The organism is Alteromonas sp. ABH4_452, assembly GCF_056311825.1.
This window is the reverse complement of record NZ_CM149973.1, coordinates 1,983,409-1,997,634: the sequence shown is the minus strand read 5'-3', so window position 1 is coordinate 1,997,634 and position 14,226 is coordinate 1,983,409. Positions and strand designations below refer to the sequence as shown.

15 protein-coding genes are annotated in these 14,226 nt (G+C 43.4%); 9 read left to right on the top strand and 6 right to left on the bottom strand.

The window, feature by feature from the left end; genetic code table 11:
* Positions 1-12: 12 nt before the first annotated feature.
* On the bottom strand, positions 13-996 hold the full coding sequence (gene rluD / locus ACYX4N_RS08525) for a 23S rRNA pseudouridine(1911/1915/1917) synthase RluD (protein WP_334059725.1): 984 nt from the start codon (positions 994-996) through the stop codon (positions 13-15).
* 185 nt (positions 997-1,181) lie between these two features.
* Between rluD and ACYX4N_RS08520 the strand changes: the two genes are divergently transcribed.
* Entirely contained in the window at positions 1,182-1,946 is a 765-nt protein-coding gene (locus tag ACYX4N_RS08520) for an outer membrane protein assembly factor BamD (RefSeq protein ID WP_461851800.1), read from the top strand.
* 127 nt (positions 1,947-2,073) lie between these two features.
* On the opposite strand, the gene ACYX4N_RS08515 is transcribed toward ACYX4N_RS08520, so the two are convergent.
* The 3 genes from ACYX4N_RS08515 to ACYX4N_RS08505 form a co-directional block, all read right to left on the bottom strand.
* On the bottom strand, positions 2,074-2,817 hold the full coding sequence (locus ACYX4N_RS08515; RefSeq protein WP_476056249.1) for a ChrR family anti-sigma-E factor: 744 nt from the start codon (positions 2,815-2,817) through the stop codon (positions 2,074-2,076).
* The gene (locus ACYX4N_RS08510) at positions 2,810-3,421 is read right to left on the bottom strand and encodes a sigma-70 family RNA polymerase sigma factor (RefSeq protein ID WP_179983974.1); all 612 of its coding nucleotides are present in this window, start codon (positions 3,419-3,421) and stop codon (positions 2,810-2,812) included. Before ACYX4N_RS08510 ends, ACYX4N_RS08515 begins: the two co-directional genes overlap by 8 nt.
* A gap of 118 nt (positions 3,422-3,539) precedes the next feature.
* On the bottom strand, positions 3,540-4,115 hold the full coding sequence (locus tag ACYX4N_RS08505) for an LON peptidase substrate-binding domain-containing protein (protein WP_474805845.1): 576 nt from the start codon (positions 4,113-4,115) through the stop codon (positions 3,540-3,542).
* Positions 4,116-4,373: 258 nt separating this feature from the next.
* Here ACYX4N_RS08505 and ACYX4N_RS08500 point away from each other — a divergent pair, with 258 nt between their 5' ends.
* The 5 genes from ACYX4N_RS08500 to ACYX4N_RS08480 are packed head-to-tail and all read left to right on the top strand — an operon-like array spanning position 4,374 to position 8,809.
* Complete coding sequence (locus ACYX4N_RS08500) at positions 4,374-4,817, top strand: nuclear transport factor 2 family protein (protein ID WP_476056248.1); 444 nt, start codon at positions 4,374-4,376, stop codon at positions 4,815-4,817.
* The gene (locus tag ACYX4N_RS08495) at positions 4,814-5,533 is read left to right on the top strand and encodes an SDR family NAD(P)-dependent oxidoreductase (protein ID WP_476056247.1); all 720 of its coding nucleotides are present in this window, start codon (positions 4,814-4,816) and stop codon (positions 5,531-5,533) included. The genes ACYX4N_RS08500 and ACYX4N_RS08495 overlap by 4 nt, the downstream gene beginning before the upstream one ends.
* 11 nt (positions 5,534-5,544) lie before the next feature.
* The gene (locus ACYX4N_RS08490) at positions 5,545-6,810 is read left to right on the top strand and encodes an NAD(P)/FAD-dependent oxidoreductase (RefSeq protein ID WP_476056246.1); all 1,266 of its coding nucleotides are present in this window, start codon (positions 5,545-5,547) and stop codon (positions 6,808-6,810) included.
* Entirely contained in the window at positions 6,807-7,550 is a 744-nt protein-coding gene (locus ACYX4N_RS08485; protein ID WP_476056245.1) for a DUF1365 domain-containing protein, read from the top strand. Before ACYX4N_RS08490 ends, ACYX4N_RS08485 begins: the two co-directional genes overlap by 4 nt.
* Before the next feature lie 2 nt (positions 7,551-7,552).
* A complete protein-coding gene (locus tag ACYX4N_RS08480) occupies positions 7,553-8,809 on the top strand; it encodes a class I SAM-dependent methyltransferase (protein WP_476056244.1) in 1,257 nt (418 codons plus the stop codon).
* Positions 8,810-8,936: 127 nt separating this feature from the next.
* On the opposite strand, the gene ACYX4N_RS08475 is transcribed toward ACYX4N_RS08480, so the two are convergent.
* Together ACYX4N_RS08475 and pomA are read right to left on the bottom strand one after the other, a co-directional pair.
* A complete protein-coding gene (locus tag ACYX4N_RS08475; protein WP_118493432.1) occupies positions 8,937-9,866 on the bottom strand; it encodes a flagellar motor protein MotB in 930 nt (309 codons plus the stop codon).
* Positions 9,866-10,627 (bottom strand): flagellar motor protein PomA, encoded by a 762-nt coding sequence (gene pomA, locus ACYX4N_RS08470; RefSeq protein ID WP_012518934.1) that lies wholly within the window; start codon positions 10,625-10,627, stop codon positions 9,866-9,868. The genes ACYX4N_RS08475 and pomA overlap by 1 nt, the downstream gene beginning before the upstream one ends.
* 400 nt (positions 10,628-11,027) lie before the next feature.
* On the opposite strand from pomA, the gene xseB reads away from it, so the two are divergent.
* Genes xseB through dxs form a run of 3 tightly spaced genes read left to right on the top strand, consistent with a single transcriptional unit; the run spans position 11,028 to position 14,106 of the window.
* On the top strand, positions 11,028-11,270 hold the full coding sequence (xseB, locus tag ACYX4N_RS08465) for an exodeoxyribonuclease VII small subunit (protein ID WP_136782332.1): 243 nt from the start codon (positions 11,028-11,030) through the stop codon (positions 11,268-11,270).
* Between the two features lie 29 nt (positions 11,271-11,299).
* Positions 11,300-12,190 (top strand): farnesyl diphosphate synthase, encoded by an 891-nt coding sequence (locus ACYX4N_RS08460; RefSeq protein ID WP_476056243.1) that lies wholly within the window; start codon positions 11,300-11,302, stop codon positions 12,188-12,190.
* Positions 12,191-12,222: 32 nt separating this feature from the next.
* Complete coding sequence (dxs, locus tag ACYX4N_RS08455; protein ID WP_476056242.1) at positions 12,223-14,106, top strand: 1-deoxy-D-xylulose-5-phosphate synthase; 1,884 nt, start codon at positions 12,223-12,225, stop codon at positions 14,104-14,106.
* The last annotated feature ends 120 nt before the right edge of the window (positions 14,107-14,226 follow it).

The window sequence follows — 14,226 nt, the reverse complement described above, 5'->3', positions numbered from 1 at the left end:
CCTACTCCATGCTTAAAGCATATCCTGAGGATTGTCCGCGGTGTCCTTTTTCACGGCTTTAAGCAAGTCCTGCATGTCTTGTGGCAGAGGTGCCTTCCAGGTCATCCACTCTTCGGTCTCAGGATGGAATAGCGATAGCTGAGCGGCATGTAACGCTTGGCGCTGGAATCCGCGAAGCGCAGCAATAAATTCCTCAGACGCACCTTTAGGTAAACGCGGACGCCCGCCGTACACCTGATCGCCTAACAGCGGATGCTTTATATGCGCCATATGCACGCGTATTTGGTGCGTACGACCAGTTTCAAGCTTTAAACGCAAATGAGTATAAGCGCGGAATTTTTCAATAACGCGATAATGCGTTACTGCTGGTTTACCCATTTCGCGAACTGCCATATGCGTGCGCTTTGTGGCATGCCTACCGATAGGTTCATCTACAATACCACCCGCAACCATAGTACCCAGAGCAATAGCTTCATATTCACGGCTCATCTCGCGGCGCTGTAGCTGGTCAACAAGGTGCGTTTGCGCAGGTATTGTTTTTGCTACTACCATTAAGCCCGTAGTGTCTTTGTCAAGACGGTGGACAATGCCTGCACGTGGAACTTTGTCAATTTCGGGATAGTGATTTAGCAATGCATTAAGCACTGTACCGCTTGGATTTCCCGCGCCAGGATGCACGACCAAATCAGCAGGTTTATTTATTACCAAGATGTGCTCATCTTCATAAACAATATCTAGCGCAATGTCTTGCGCAACACTTGTTACCTGCACGTCCATTTCAGCTTGTACAGTAATGAGTTCATCCATTTGCATTTTGTGTCTTGGGACGGTGATCACTTCACCATTTACCGCAACATTTCCGTCCTGAATCCAAGTTTTTAACTTAGAACGAGAATATTCAGGGAACAAATCAGCCAAAACCTGATCTAAGCGTAAACCAAAATGCGCAGCTTCCGTTGAAGCTTCTAGTTGTATTGTGTTCGGCGACTGTGTCATAACACCATTGATTACGTCTAAAAAAGGGTATTATAACAAGTATTCACGCTGTACACTGCCTTGTTTACGTTTTTGTATGGTTTTTCTCGTCGTTAGTACGTTAGAATGCAATTAAAGTGTTGTTGTTTAACACATGAGCTTAGACAGCGAAGTATTAAACTGTTTAGCAGGAAAATAGAATTATTATGAAATCATTTCGTCTACTGGCTCCCGTTTTATTGGGTGCTATGGTATCTGTCGCAGGATGTAGTTCTTCAGATAAAGAAGAGAAAGCCGTTTTAGCTAACATGGGTGCACAGCAACTGTACGACAGAGCAAAGCAGAGCATGGAAGTTGGTAACTTTAGCGCTGCTGCTCAAACGTTAAGTGCGCTAGATTCCCGTTACCCGTTTGGTCCACTGTCTCACCAAGTACAGCTAGATCTTATTTACAGCTACTATAAGTCGGGTAAGAACGAAGAAACACTTGCCACTATCGACAGATTTATCCGTCTTAATCCTAATCACTCTGATGTTGACTACGCGTATTACATGCGTGGCTTAACTAATATGGAATCAGACAGCAACCTATTCCAAGAGTTAATGAACATCGATCGTACGGATAGAGACCCATCAAAATCGCGCGCAGCGTTTGAAGACTTTCGCAGACTTATCCAGCAGTATCCAGACAGCAAGTATGCGGCTGACGCGAAGCAGCGTATGGTTCATATTAAAGACCGCCTAGCGCGTTATGAAATTGCTATTGCACGCTTTTATATGAGACGGGAGGCGTATGTTGCTGCTGCCAACCGTGGTCGCTATGTTATTGAGCACTTCCCGAACACTACGCAGGTCCAACAGGCCTTGGAAATTATGGTTTCAAGCTACGAGCAGCTTGGTCTTACAGAGCTTCGTGATAACGCAATGAAGACACTTAGACTTAACTATCCGGACAGCGAGTTTATTAGCTAGTCGAAGAGAGTTTGAGACGCGAACGACTATAGAACATTAATAGTTAAAACGAAAAAACGCACTTAAGTGCGTTTTTTGTTATTTAGCGGTTGTAAGCACAGTAGCTGAAAAGCAATAGTTTTAAACTTTAGCGGAAGAAAAGATGGCTAAATGGATTTAATAGTCTCGCTAAACCTGAAGTAAAGTGTAGTGGCTGATCTACAATGCTAAATACTAAGCAACCGTCTTTTCCTTCAGCCTTGGGCGTATGGGTCTTTTCACCATCCATGAAAATAAAGTCGCCGGTATCATAACGGCTAAGTCCATCGCTAAATTCACCATCAATAACTAGGGTGTATTCAGTGCCTCGATGAGTATGCTCTGGCACACTTCCACCACCGCCCATAAAGATAAAATTAGCTACGCCCTGATTACCTAAATCAACCGGGGCCTGCCATAGCTTACCGACTAAACTTGACCAGTTTCCAGTCTTGTCAATATACCGGTGAAGGGTTCGAGGTAAAGTAAACGTTCTGCCATCCAATTCAATAGAACTTAAGTTTTCTGATTTAGATGGTGCCCGAGGCTTTTTAAAAGTTTCACGATATTCAGAAACACCAGCGGCCTCAATGCTTTCGCCAGAGGATTGTGGGAGTTGTGTAATTTGTGAAAACATATCGCCAAACTGAAGCGAGGCATCAGAAGTCGCGAAAACATTCTCACTTACAGCTGACATCATTTGTGCAGCTAAGCTTTCTGTCTCAATCTCAACAAATCGTTGGCACTTCGGACACATATCGCAATGTGCCGAAACCATCAAAGATATAGCAGGTGACAGCGTGCCCTCAACGAAATCTTTCAGTTGTTGGGCACTGGGATGAAACCTAATCATTATCGTTTAACATGACCTTTAATCGTTGAAGCGCCAAACGCGTACGAGACTTTACTGTACCTAATGGAATGGAAAGTTCGTCGGCGACTTCCTGCTGAGATTTGCCATCAATATAGATAGCCTCTACCACCGCTTTTTGTTTTACCGGCAGTGATTCAAATAAATGACCAATTTGCTCTAACGTGACCTGCTCGTCAAGCGGCGCTTCATTCGCGTCTGCCGTTTGCTCGCAAAGCACTGGCCACAAATCATCAGAACACACGTCTTCTTTTCGGTTCTGTAGCTTACGTAACATATCAAAACGTATATTACGCGCAATTGTAAAAATCCATGTCGATGGAGACCCTTTCTCGGCATTAAAAAGATGTGCTTTTTGCCAAACGTTTGACATGGTGTCTTGAACAAGCTCCATCGCTAACGCCTCATTTCCCATTTGTTTCAAAGCATATGAGCGCAAGCGAGGTGCGAAATAGTTAAATACTCTAGCAAAGGATCGTTTGCATCTGGCGTCAGCAACCGCCACAAGGTAATCAGACATTTCAGTAGCACATTCTTTAGGTTTGATTGTGCTGTTACTTTGTTCCAAAGGAATTCCAACTAACATAAGATTCGTCCGCTTTTCCGTTTTGGTTGTATCATTCTACGACGTTCTGACTTAAAACGATTGCGAAAAACGCAAATGTTGGATTACGAATTTGTAATGTCAATTTCAACTCTCAATATTAAGCGATTAGTGCAGAGAGATAATTTAGCAAACTAGTACATTCTCTTTGCGCTAAAAAATGCTGCTTTTGCGAGCCATCGACTGGCAATAACTCTAACCATCGATTTAATACCCAGTTGGGACAATTAAATTTCGGTGATTCATACAACGACGCCAGTTCTTCGTAATTTCCAAATATTTCTTTAAGCCGCTCGTCCATAGGCGCTATTTGTTGAGGGGCCAAATCGCATTTCCAAGGTTCTAACACCTTACAACTTCCAGTGCGAAGGCCATCTTTTTCAACTTCAATGCTACTTACCTCAACTAAATGAGAACCAGCAACCTTTATGCCAAGCAAACCATCGTCGAGCATATCAAAGTCGACAACCTGTGCGTATGTCCCTATTTTATGGATGTGTTCGTTTGAGCCTTTGTCTCCGTTTGCGTTTAGCATACACATCACAAAGCCTTTATTTTCGGCGCATGCCTGCTTAACCATACGCACATATCTAGGTTCAAAAATACGCAATGCCATTCTGCCTTCAGGCAAAAGGTGCGCAGATAAAGGAAATAAGGGAAAACGTTCTACACTCATACTCAACACTTCCGAAAACACGGAAATACTTACGCGACTGAGTACAAATAGGATCGAATGGGAAAATTTTTCACGGATAAACGGAGAAACATGATCTTAAGTTCAGCAATTAATGTAATTTAGATTTTGTATAAAATTACTAACAGATTTTAGATCAGAGACTTGCAGTCAATAATTAAAAAAATTTTTGTAAGGTTCAGAGAAAATCATAACTGAATGATTTATCAGTACTCAAGATTTTAATGTAAAGGAAGTTGTATGGATGTCATCGAGCGCTTTTGTAAAATTTACACAGATATATGTCAGATATCCCCAGATGACTTGGAAGACATCTATGCCAGTAATATTAAATTTATAGACCCCATCACTATGCACAGCGGGATAGACGAAGTTAAAAGTTATTTTTCTAACCTTCTTACACAAGCCGAAACGTGCAAGTTTGATATAGCAGACATCCTCTACTGTTCTCAACAAGCCGCCCATAGTCAATCCAAGGTGACTCACGTTGTAAATTGGACGATGATCCTCGTACTGAAAAACAATGCGAAAAAGATCACGCTAGACGGTACAACACAACTTGGTGTTGACGGTGACATCATCATCTACCACAAAGATTATTATGATTTGGGCGAAATGGTTTACGAACACGTACCTATCTTAGGTTTTATAATCAAAAAGATAAAAGGGAAGCTGGCAAAATGAAGAGTATCTTAATTACTGGCGCAACATCTGGAATAGGTAAAGCATTAGCAATTAAGTGTGCCGATAATGGGTATAGTGTCATTGCTTGTGGAAGAAACAAAGAAGCCCTTGATGAACTTAGCAAATATAGCAATATTAGCGGTTGTCAGTTTGATGTGTCAGATCTAGAAGATACAAAGCGAGCATTAGCAAATGTTAAGTTTGATATTGCTGTACTCAATGCTGGTACTTGTGAATATGTAGACCTTGAAGATTTCGAGCCAGACATGTTCCGCCGCGTTTTCGAGCCTAATTTCTTTGGCGTAGTTCACTGTGTTAACGCGCTACTCCCGAGATTGAAAGATGGCGACAAGTTGGTCATAGTCGACAGTATGGCCCGTCTATTACCTTTCACACGCACTCAGGCCTACGGCTCTAGTAAAGCTGCCCTTCACTACTTCACAAAGTCCTTAGAAGTCGATCTTCACCATAAAGGCGTGAAAGTACAGGCAGTCTCACCAGGCTTCGTTGAAACACCTTTGACTGACAAAAACGACTTTGAAATGCCAATGAAAATTAGCGCTGAAGAAGCCGCTGAAGCCATGCTTAAAGGAATAGAAAGTAATAAGCAAACCGTTTTCTTCCCTCGTTTCTTTGGGTTTATCCTACGCTTTATGCATATATTGCCTACGCCAATTCAAAGACGCCTATCCTTGGCCATGCGAGAAAAACAATAAGAGAAGTAAAAATGAATAATAAGATTGCCATCATAGGCACAGGTATTTCAGGGTTAACCTGCGCACACCTTCTAAACCGACAGAACGACATCACAGTTTATGAAGCGAATGACTACATTGGTGGTCATACGGCAACAAAGAAAATCGTTGATAACGGTCAGACTCATCACATTGATACCGGCTTTATCGTTTTCAATGACTGGACCTACCCTAACTTTATCAAGCTTATTACTCAGCTAAACGTTGATTACCAACCAACAGAGATGAGCTTCTCTGTTATGAGTGAAAAAGCAAACCTTGAATACAATGGTAATAATTTAAACAGTTTATTTGCACAGCGACGCAACATTCTTCGCCCTAAATTTTGGCGCATCGTTAAAGACATTTTGACTTTTAATAAGGCGTGTAAAGCTATGGTGGCTGAAAAGCGTGACACGTCCTCGTTGACGCTTGAAGATATTATTAAAGAGTTAGAACTAAGCGACGATTTCGCGCGCTACTATATACTACCTATGTGCGCCGCTATTTGGTCTAGTAGCCTTGAACAGACGCGAAAGTTTCCGTTAACTTTTTTCCTGCAGTTTTTTAATAATCACGGCCTGCTCAATATTACCGACCGACCACAGTGGTACACGATTAAAGGTGGCTCTAGCCAGTATATACCGCCATTGGTTGCACCATTTGAGTCTAAAATTAAATTATCTACGGCTGTAGTTTCTGTGGCCAAACGCGATGATAAGTGGGAAGTTACTGATTCATCTGGTGCAGTTGCGACGTTCGATCATGTCGTGTTTGCGTGTCACAGTGACCAAGCGCTAAAAATGATTCATTCCCCTACTTCACTGCACAAAGATATTCTTGGCAATATTCCTTATGCGGAAAATGATGTAGTCATGCACAAAGACACAGACCAATTACCTAAAAGGAAATTGGCTTGGGCTAGTTGGAACTACAGCTTAAAAGAGGATGCAAGCGAGGAAGCCCGCCCTGCTTCTGTCACCTACAATATGAACATTCTCCAGCGATTAGAAGCAGAAAATACTTATTGTGTAACGCTCAATAATACCCCTGAAATTAATGAAAAGAGTATTTTGCGAAGCTATCAATACGCTCACCCTCAGTACAGTGCCAGCATGGTGAAAGCGCAGTCACGTAGAAGTGAGATTTGCGGCGTAGATAATTTACATTTTTGTGGGGCCTACTGGTACAACGGTTTTCATGAAGATGGCGTTACCAGTGCACTAGACGTTTGTGCTCGTTTTGGTGAAACACTGTGACAGAAAGCGCGATATATAAAGGCAAGGTATACCATCAACGTTTCAAGCCTACCCAACACAAGTTTGACTACGACATTTATCTGTTTTGGTTAAAACTCGAAAGTGAGGAACTGAACGTGCTATCGGATACGCTGAAGTATTTTAGCGCGCACACTAAAGCACGAGTTCGATTCAAGCGAGAAGACTATCTAGGTGACCCTTCCATTTCTTTGAACCAAGCCGTGTTGCAAAGAATGACCGAATTAAATGATGGTAAAGCGCTAAGCGGCGACGTTTTTATGCTAGGTCAATTACGCATGTGGGGTCTGTATTTCAGCCCAGTTAACTTTTATTACCTTCGCAACGCTGAGGGTAAATATACTCATATGCTTGCTGAGGTTAGCAATACTCCTTGGAATGAGCGCCATCACTATCTGGTAAACCTAAACAGCCAAGCCGATACACCTAAGGCTTTTCATGTGTCGCCTTTTAATCCTATGGATATGACCTATAAATGGTCGATTTCTCAGCCTTCGTCTAGACTTTCTTTAGCGATGGATTGCGTAAGAGAAGACAAAGAATTTAGCGCTGGGATTAATTTGACTAAATTTACTTTAGATAATGCGAATCTATCTGCCGCACTTAAACGTATACCCAGTATGACGATAAAAACCGTGGCCGGAATTTATTGGCACGCGCTTAAGCTATTGCTGAAACGAACGCCACTATATACACACCCAGAAAAGAGTCAGGAACAATAACAATGTCTTTCGGTGAATCTGTACTACTGACCACCTCAGAGGTCTCTTTTGTAGATAAAACTTGTAGAACACTATTTTTGAAGTGTTTAAATCAGCTTCCATTTGGTCGCTTAACTATTCAAGAAAACGGCGATGTCGTGGCGCGTTTCGGCACAGACGAAAGTGACTTGCGCGCTACGGTAAATATCAAAAATGTGCAAGCCTATCGACAGTTGTTACTTGGCGGCAGTGTGGGCGCTGGCGAGGCGTACATGGACGGGTTGTGGGACAGTGACGATGTAACAGCCGTAGTAAGGATTTTCGCACGGAACTTACCCACCCTTGATGAGTGGGAAAATAAGTTTAAGTGGCTAACCATGCCCATTAATAAAATTCAGCATTTTGCGCGTCGAAACACAAAAGACCAAGCTAAAAAGAACATTGAAGCACATTATGATTTGGGTAATAAGCTTTATACACGCTTTCTTGACCCAACAATGATGTATTCATCAGCTATATACCCTGACCCGAATGCAACGCTAAACGACGCGCAGAACTACAAACTAAAAGCTATTTGTGACAAATTACAACTTTCTGAAGCAGATCACCTTTTAGAAATAGGCACTGGCTGGGGAGGCCTTGCAGTTTATGCTGCGAAACACTACGGCTGCAGTGTCACCACCACGACTATTTCAGAAGAGCAGCACGCATGGGCGAAAGATTGGATTGAACGGGAAGGATTGGAAAGTAAAATTACCTTACTTAAAAAAGATTATCGCTTGCTTGAAGGTAAATACGACAAACTAGTATCCATTGAAATGATTGAAGCGGTTGGCAAACAGTATTTAGGTAACTTCTTTGAAAAATGTGCTTCTCTTTTAAAAGACGACGGTCTTATGTTGCTTCAGTCGATAACCATTGACGATAGACGTTATGATAGCTATTCAAACAGCGTAGACTTCATACAGAAATACATTTTTCCGGGTGGTTTTTTACCATCGCAATACCAGCTAAATGCCCATCTTAAAAAGTACACGAACATGATGATCCGTGACTTACATGACATTGGTGTGGACTATGCAAAAACGCTAAACCATTGGTATGAAGCATTTATCTCGGCTAAAGATGAATTATTGAGTGATGGTTACGACGAGCGCTTTATGCGTATGTGGACCTATTACCTCAAATATTGCGAAGGTGGCTTTCTAGAAAGAACCATTAGCACTGTACAACTTGTTATATCTAAACCTCAGTACAGAGAAGAACTAGCCAGAGTTTGATTGTCGTTGCTGGGTAGGTAATTATCTATGCGGATTGGTATGAGTACCCAGCAAGCAATTTTAAACCAAAAAGCGGTGCCATATGGCACCGCTTTTTAGTGGATATTGTAATTCAAAAGAGTACCGCTTAATCGTCTACCACTGATATGGGTTTGGATATCATTGGTTTACCTTGGTTAATATTAATTTCCACTCGGCGATTCTTAGCTCTATCACTCGCGGTCGTGGCATTTTCAACGATAGGATTAGTATCAGCTTTGCCAACCACAGACATACGGCTTTCATCAAACCCAGGCGCTGTCCGCATAGCTTCGGCCACCGCTACTGCCCGTTGTGATGATAAATCCCAGTTTGAGCGATATAATTCGTTTGCAATATGTTGACCATCGCTATGACCCGAAATCTCAATCTCTCCAGGTACATCCGCTAAAAGCACACCAATTTTTCTTAATACGGGCTGAAATTGTGGCTGCAAGAAAGCAGACCCTGCTGAGAACGAACCATTCTCGCGAATACGAATAGTAAGCTGCTGCCCCAGCGACTCCATCTCAACCGACCCATCTAAAATTTGCTTTTCTAATTGTTGGGCCACTTTTTTCATCAATTCAGCCATTTGAGATTGGTCAGTGCTTTGCTCAGCGGATGAAGATGACTCAGTAGCCGTCTGTTGAGACTGACCGCCCCGTTGTTCGCCACGCTGCTTTTGCCTGCCGCCGGCTGAATCCTCATTTCCCGCTTGAAATTCTAGCATTTGCTGAGTCATTTCGTTGGTTTGCTGCTGAATAGATTCAATTGGCGTGGGATCAGGCTTACCAGGTCGAAACTCCATAGCAATAACACTGGTCCCTTTAGGAATGTCTTTTACTTCAATTTTGTTTTGCACACCGAATGCAAACTTCATTGAGCCCGCTATTTGCTTAAATTTGAGTACGTCCATTTCGGAGAATGAAAGCAAAAGTACAAAGAAGCACATAAGCAGTGACATTAAGTCTGCGAAGGTTCCCATCCAAGCTGGAAGCCCCTCGGGGGGGCATTTTGGGCATTCTTCTTCGGCCATTACTCTTCCTCTGCGCTTCCACGCTTACTTGCAGCAAGGTAGTTTTTCAGTACGCCTTCAATAACTCGAGGGTTTTGACCGTCAGCGATACCGACAATACCGTCAAGAACAAGGCTTTGATTGAGCTTTTCTTCCCCTGCTCGCACTGAAAGTTTGAATGCTATTGGCAAACAGATGACGTTAGCGAAAAAAGCGCCATAAAGGGTGGTAAGTAGTGCTACCGCCATTGCAGGGCCAATAGCTTTTGGGTCATCCATGTTTGATAGCATGGCAACCAAACCAATCAAGGTACCGATCATACCCATGGCGGGTGCAATATCGCCCATACCTTTAAAAAACGAGGCGCCAAAATCATGTCGTTCTGACGTCATAGAAATATCTTTAGCAAGTGTCTCTCTGACCACTTCAATATCGTGGCCATCAACTAGCATATCCACGCCTTTCTGCATAAATTCGTTCGAGATTTCCGCTTCCTCTAAAGCCAAAAAGCCGCCTTTTCGCGCGGCATCCGCCATCTCTACAATTTTCTCAATGAGCTCTTCTGGCGATTCAATTTTAAACATGAAGGCTTTGCCAGCAATCTTACCTGCACCGAAGAACTGACCTAAAGTAAATTGTGACAAGACAACAAATAAAGTCCCACCAAACACGATCAATATTGATTGGACGTCGATGAACATGCCTAAGCTGCCGCCTAGAATCATAGCCATAACTATGAAACCAATGGCGCCCAACATACCTATGACGGTTGCTAAATCCACTCACTCTTCCCCATTTATGCGCAGTCAGTGCTGTTAATGTACAAATATTCTATCGGCAAAGGATAAAAATACTAAAACGACATTATTGAAAAATATCATATTTATTTGTTTTTTATTAAGTGTGACTTTAAAAAAACCTGTTCAAAGGTTTGCTATACATCGTCCTTGCTTACAGCGTTCGCCTACCTATCAGAACACGCATGCACCCTTCTATTTAAAGTAATGTAGCCACTTATTTCGAATATAGCACAATATCTTCCTATTCAACGTGGTCAGCTGCATGAAAAAAAAGCTATATTACTGTGATATAGGCGATATACGGACAAACCATTTGACCCTTGTGCGGCCCTCAGTTAATGTGCGCGGTACACGTATTTTGGCCAATGTATTGAGTGTTTTTATGACGACAGAAAAAGCATCAGCGTCTTTTGAAGAAACTTTATCAGAACTAGAAGCTATCGTTAACGAAATGGAAAACGGTGATCTGCCTCTTAATAAAGCACTGGAAAAATTTGAACGAGGCATAGCGTTATCTCGTCAAGGCCAGCAATCACTTGAAAACGCCGAGCAAAAAGTAAAAATATTGCTTAGTGAACAAGGCGAAGAAACGCTTCAGACTCTTCCTGAAAGTGAACAGCCGTAAAACGTTCATTTTTAACTTACAGGCGACCTATGAATTTTTCTGCTTTGCATCAGCAAGTGAAACAGCAAACTGATGCATCCCTTCTTACCTTAATTGATGATTTACCCGATTACGCACCGCGCCTTAAAGATGCAATGCGTCACGCATTGCTTGCAGGTGGCAAGCGCATGCGCCCACTACTAGTGCAGGTTGTAGGAAACACGTTAGACGTGCCCAAAAAAGATCAGATGGCTATAAGCATGGCTATTGAGTGCGTGCACGCCTACTCGTTAGTTCATGATGATTTACCAGCCATGGACGATGATGATTTACGTCGCGGAATGCCAACGTGTCATATTGCCTTTGATGAAGCTACGGCTATTTTAGCTGGCGACGCGCTGCAAGCCCTCGCATTCACGGTTTTAGCCGATGCGCCACTAAGTGCGTACGCCGAAACGAAGCGTGGTCAGTTATTGTCTGTACTCGCAAAAAGTGCTGGCTACGTAGGCATGTGTGGTGGCCAGGCTATTGACCTTGCCAGTACAGGTAAAGCCATCTCGATAGAAGAACTGAAACAGCTTCACAAACTAAAAACTGGGGCTTTGCTGAAGGCCTGTGTTGAAATGGTCGCTATTGTCAGTGAAGGCTTATTGCCACAAACTAAAACTGACTTAATGGCTTATGCCGCCGATATCGGGCTAGCTTTTCAAGTTCAAGACGACATTTTAGACGTTGAAGGCAGCAGCGAGAAATTAGGTAAACCGGCAGGGTCAGACGAAGCATTGGGTAAAAACACGTTTCCCGCCAAGCTCGGAATGGCTGGCGCTAAACAAGAATTAGAAATGCTTCACAATAATGCACTTCAAGCATTGACGCGTTTACCCTACAATATCGACAGTTTAATTGCGTTTAGCGAGCTTTTGGTGAAACGTGACCATTAGCCACGCGCCATGTTGAAAAAGATAATAAGTACATGAGTTTAGATCTCCAACATTACCCAACGCTTGCGCTTGCGCAAACACCTGAAAAATTGAGGCAGCTGCCCCAGGATAAATTACGCGAGCTCGCCGATGAGTTGCGTGAGTACTTACTTAATAGCGTAAGCCAAACCAGTGGTCACTTCGCTTCCGGTTTAGGCACGGTAGAGCTTACTGTCGCGTTACATTATGTATACAACACACCGTTTGACCGTTTGTTGTGGGACGTAGGGCACCAAGCCTACCCTCATAAAATCCTGACGGGCCGAGCAGAGCGCATGAGTACCATTCGTCAAAAGAATGGCCTACACCCATTTCCTTGGCCGCCTGAGAGCGACTATGACACCTTTGCTGTGGGTCATTCTTCCACATCGATTAGCGCTGCGCTGGGTATGGCCGTAGCGGCAGAAAAAGAAGGTGAAGACCGCAAAGTGGTGGCTGTTATTGGCGACGGCGCAATGACCGCAGGTATGGCGTTTGAAGCCCTTAACCATGCAGGTGATATCAAAAAAGACATGGTGGTTGTACTTAATGACAACGAAATGTCTATATCTGAAAACGTAGGGGCGTTAAACAGCCACCTAGCCCGTTTGCTAACGGGTAACTTTTTCAACTCAATACGGGATGGCGGCAAAAAGCTACTAAGCAACGTACCACCTATTAAAGAGTTCGCTAGCCGCGCAGAAGAGCACCTTAAAGGTATGGTTGTGCCCGGTACTATCTTTGAAGAGTTGGGCTTTAATTATATTGGTCCTATCGATGGTCACGATGTGAACGCTGTAGTCGATACCCTTCGCAATATGCGTAACTTTGAAGGTCCTCAGCTTTTACATGTTGTGACAAAGAAAGGTAAGGGCTACGCCGTTGCTGAAGAAGACCCTATTAAATTTCACGCGGTGCCAAAATTTAATCCGGCAGATAATGCTCTGCCAAAATCGAAGCCCTCTGCCCCAACCTACTCTGCTATTTTTGGAAAATGGCTATGTGATATGGCCGCCCAAGACCCAAAACTAATGGCTGTAACACCTGCAATGCGTGAAGGTTCTGGCATGGTTGAGTTTTCTCAGCGTTTTCCCGAACAATACTTCGATGTTGCCATTGCCGAGCAACATGCTGTGACCTTTGGCGCCGGTCTTGCCAAAGACGGTATGAACGCGGTTGTTGCGATTTATTCATCGTTCCTTCAGCGCGCTTACGATCAGCTTATCCACGATGTGGCAATTCAAGACTTGCCGGTATTATTTGCTATAGACAGAGCGGGCATTGTGGGCGCTGATGGCCCTACTCACCAAGGCGCGTTTGATATTGCTTTCCTTCGCTGCATTCCAAATATGGTCGTCATGGCACCTTCAGACGAAAATGAATGTCGTCAAATGCTCTATACTGGTCACAAGCTACAAAAGCCAGCAGCAGTCCGCTACCCTCGTGGCGCGGGCATGGGCGTCACGCCTGACGAAGCCATGACTGAACTTAAAATAGGTAAATCACGTACTTGTCGAGAAACCTCTAAAGATAAATCTGAAAGCGTTGCTATTTTGAATTTCGGCTGCTTACTGCCCTACGCGCTTGAAGCTGCAGAAGCTATTGATGCCACCGTCATCGACATGCGTTTCATTAAGCCGTTAGACGGCGAGGCAGTCTTAAAGGCAGCCAGTGAACACAGCGCCCTTATCACGTTAGAAGACGGCTGTATTATGGGTGGAGCTGGCAGTGCGGTGCTTGAACACTTGCAGCAAAATGGTGTTCTTAAGGCAGTTAAAATGTTAGGTCTGCCTGATAGTTTCATCCTGCAAGGTACACAACAGGAAATGTATAAAGAGCACGGCTTAGATGCTGAAGGTATTATTGCTGCAGCAAATAGTTTTACAGCTGGCCAATAAGCTATAAAACTACCTTAGTAAGAGCGATTACTATGTTTTTCATTTAAGCCAGAGATCAAAAAGCCCGCAAACTGCGGGCTTTTTCGTTATGTATTTTCGCTATTGCCTGACACTTTATTG

Coding starts and splice junctions, on each gene's coding strand:
- rluD (WP_334059725.1), bottom strand. CDS start 996: ATGACACAGTCGCCGAACACAATACAACTAGAAGCTTCAACGGAAGCT.
- ACYX4N_RS08520 (WP_461851800.1), top strand. CDS start 1,182: ATGAAATCATTTCGTCTACTGGCTCCCGTTTTATTGGGTGCTATGGTA.
- ACYX4N_RS08515 (WP_476056249.1), bottom strand. CDS start 2,817: ATGATTAGGTTTCATCCCAGTGCCCAACAACTGAAAGATTTCGTTGAG.
- ACYX4N_RS08510 (WP_179983974.1), bottom strand. CDS start 3,421: ATGTTAGTTGGAATTCCTTTGGAACAAAGTAACAGCACAATCAAACCT.
- ACYX4N_RS08505 (WP_474805845.1), bottom strand. CDS start 4,115: ATGAGTGTAGAACGTTTTCCCTTATTTCCTTTATCTGCGCACCTTTTG.
- ACYX4N_RS08500 (WP_476056248.1), top strand. CDS start 4,374: ATGGATGTCATCGAGCGCTTTTGTAAAATTTACACAGATATATGTCAG.
- ACYX4N_RS08495 (WP_476056247.1), top strand. CDS start 4,814: ATGAAGAGTATCTTAATTACTGGCGCAACATCTGGAATAGGTAAAGCA.
- ACYX4N_RS08490 (WP_476056246.1), top strand. CDS start 5,545: ATGAATAATAAGATTGCCATCATAGGCACAGGTATTTCAGGGTTAACC.
- ACYX4N_RS08480 (WP_476056244.1), top strand. CDS start 7,553: ATGTCTTTCGGTGAATCTGTACTACTGACCACCTCAGAGGTCTCTTTT.
- ACYX4N_RS08475 (WP_118493432.1), bottom strand. CDS start 9,866: ATGGCCGAAGAAGAATGCCCAAAATGCCCCCCCGAGGGGCTTCCAGCT.
- xseB (WP_136782332.1), top strand. CDS start 11,028: ATGACGACAGAAAAAGCATCAGCGTCTTTTGAAGAAACTTTATCAGAA.
- ACYX4N_RS08460 (WP_476056243.1), top strand. CDS start 11,300: ATGAATTTTTCTGCTTTGCATCAGCAAGTGAAACAGCAAACTGATGCA.
- dxs (WP_476056242.1), top strand. CDS start 12,223: ATGAGTTTAGATCTCCAACATTACCCAACGCTTGCGCTTGCGCAAACA.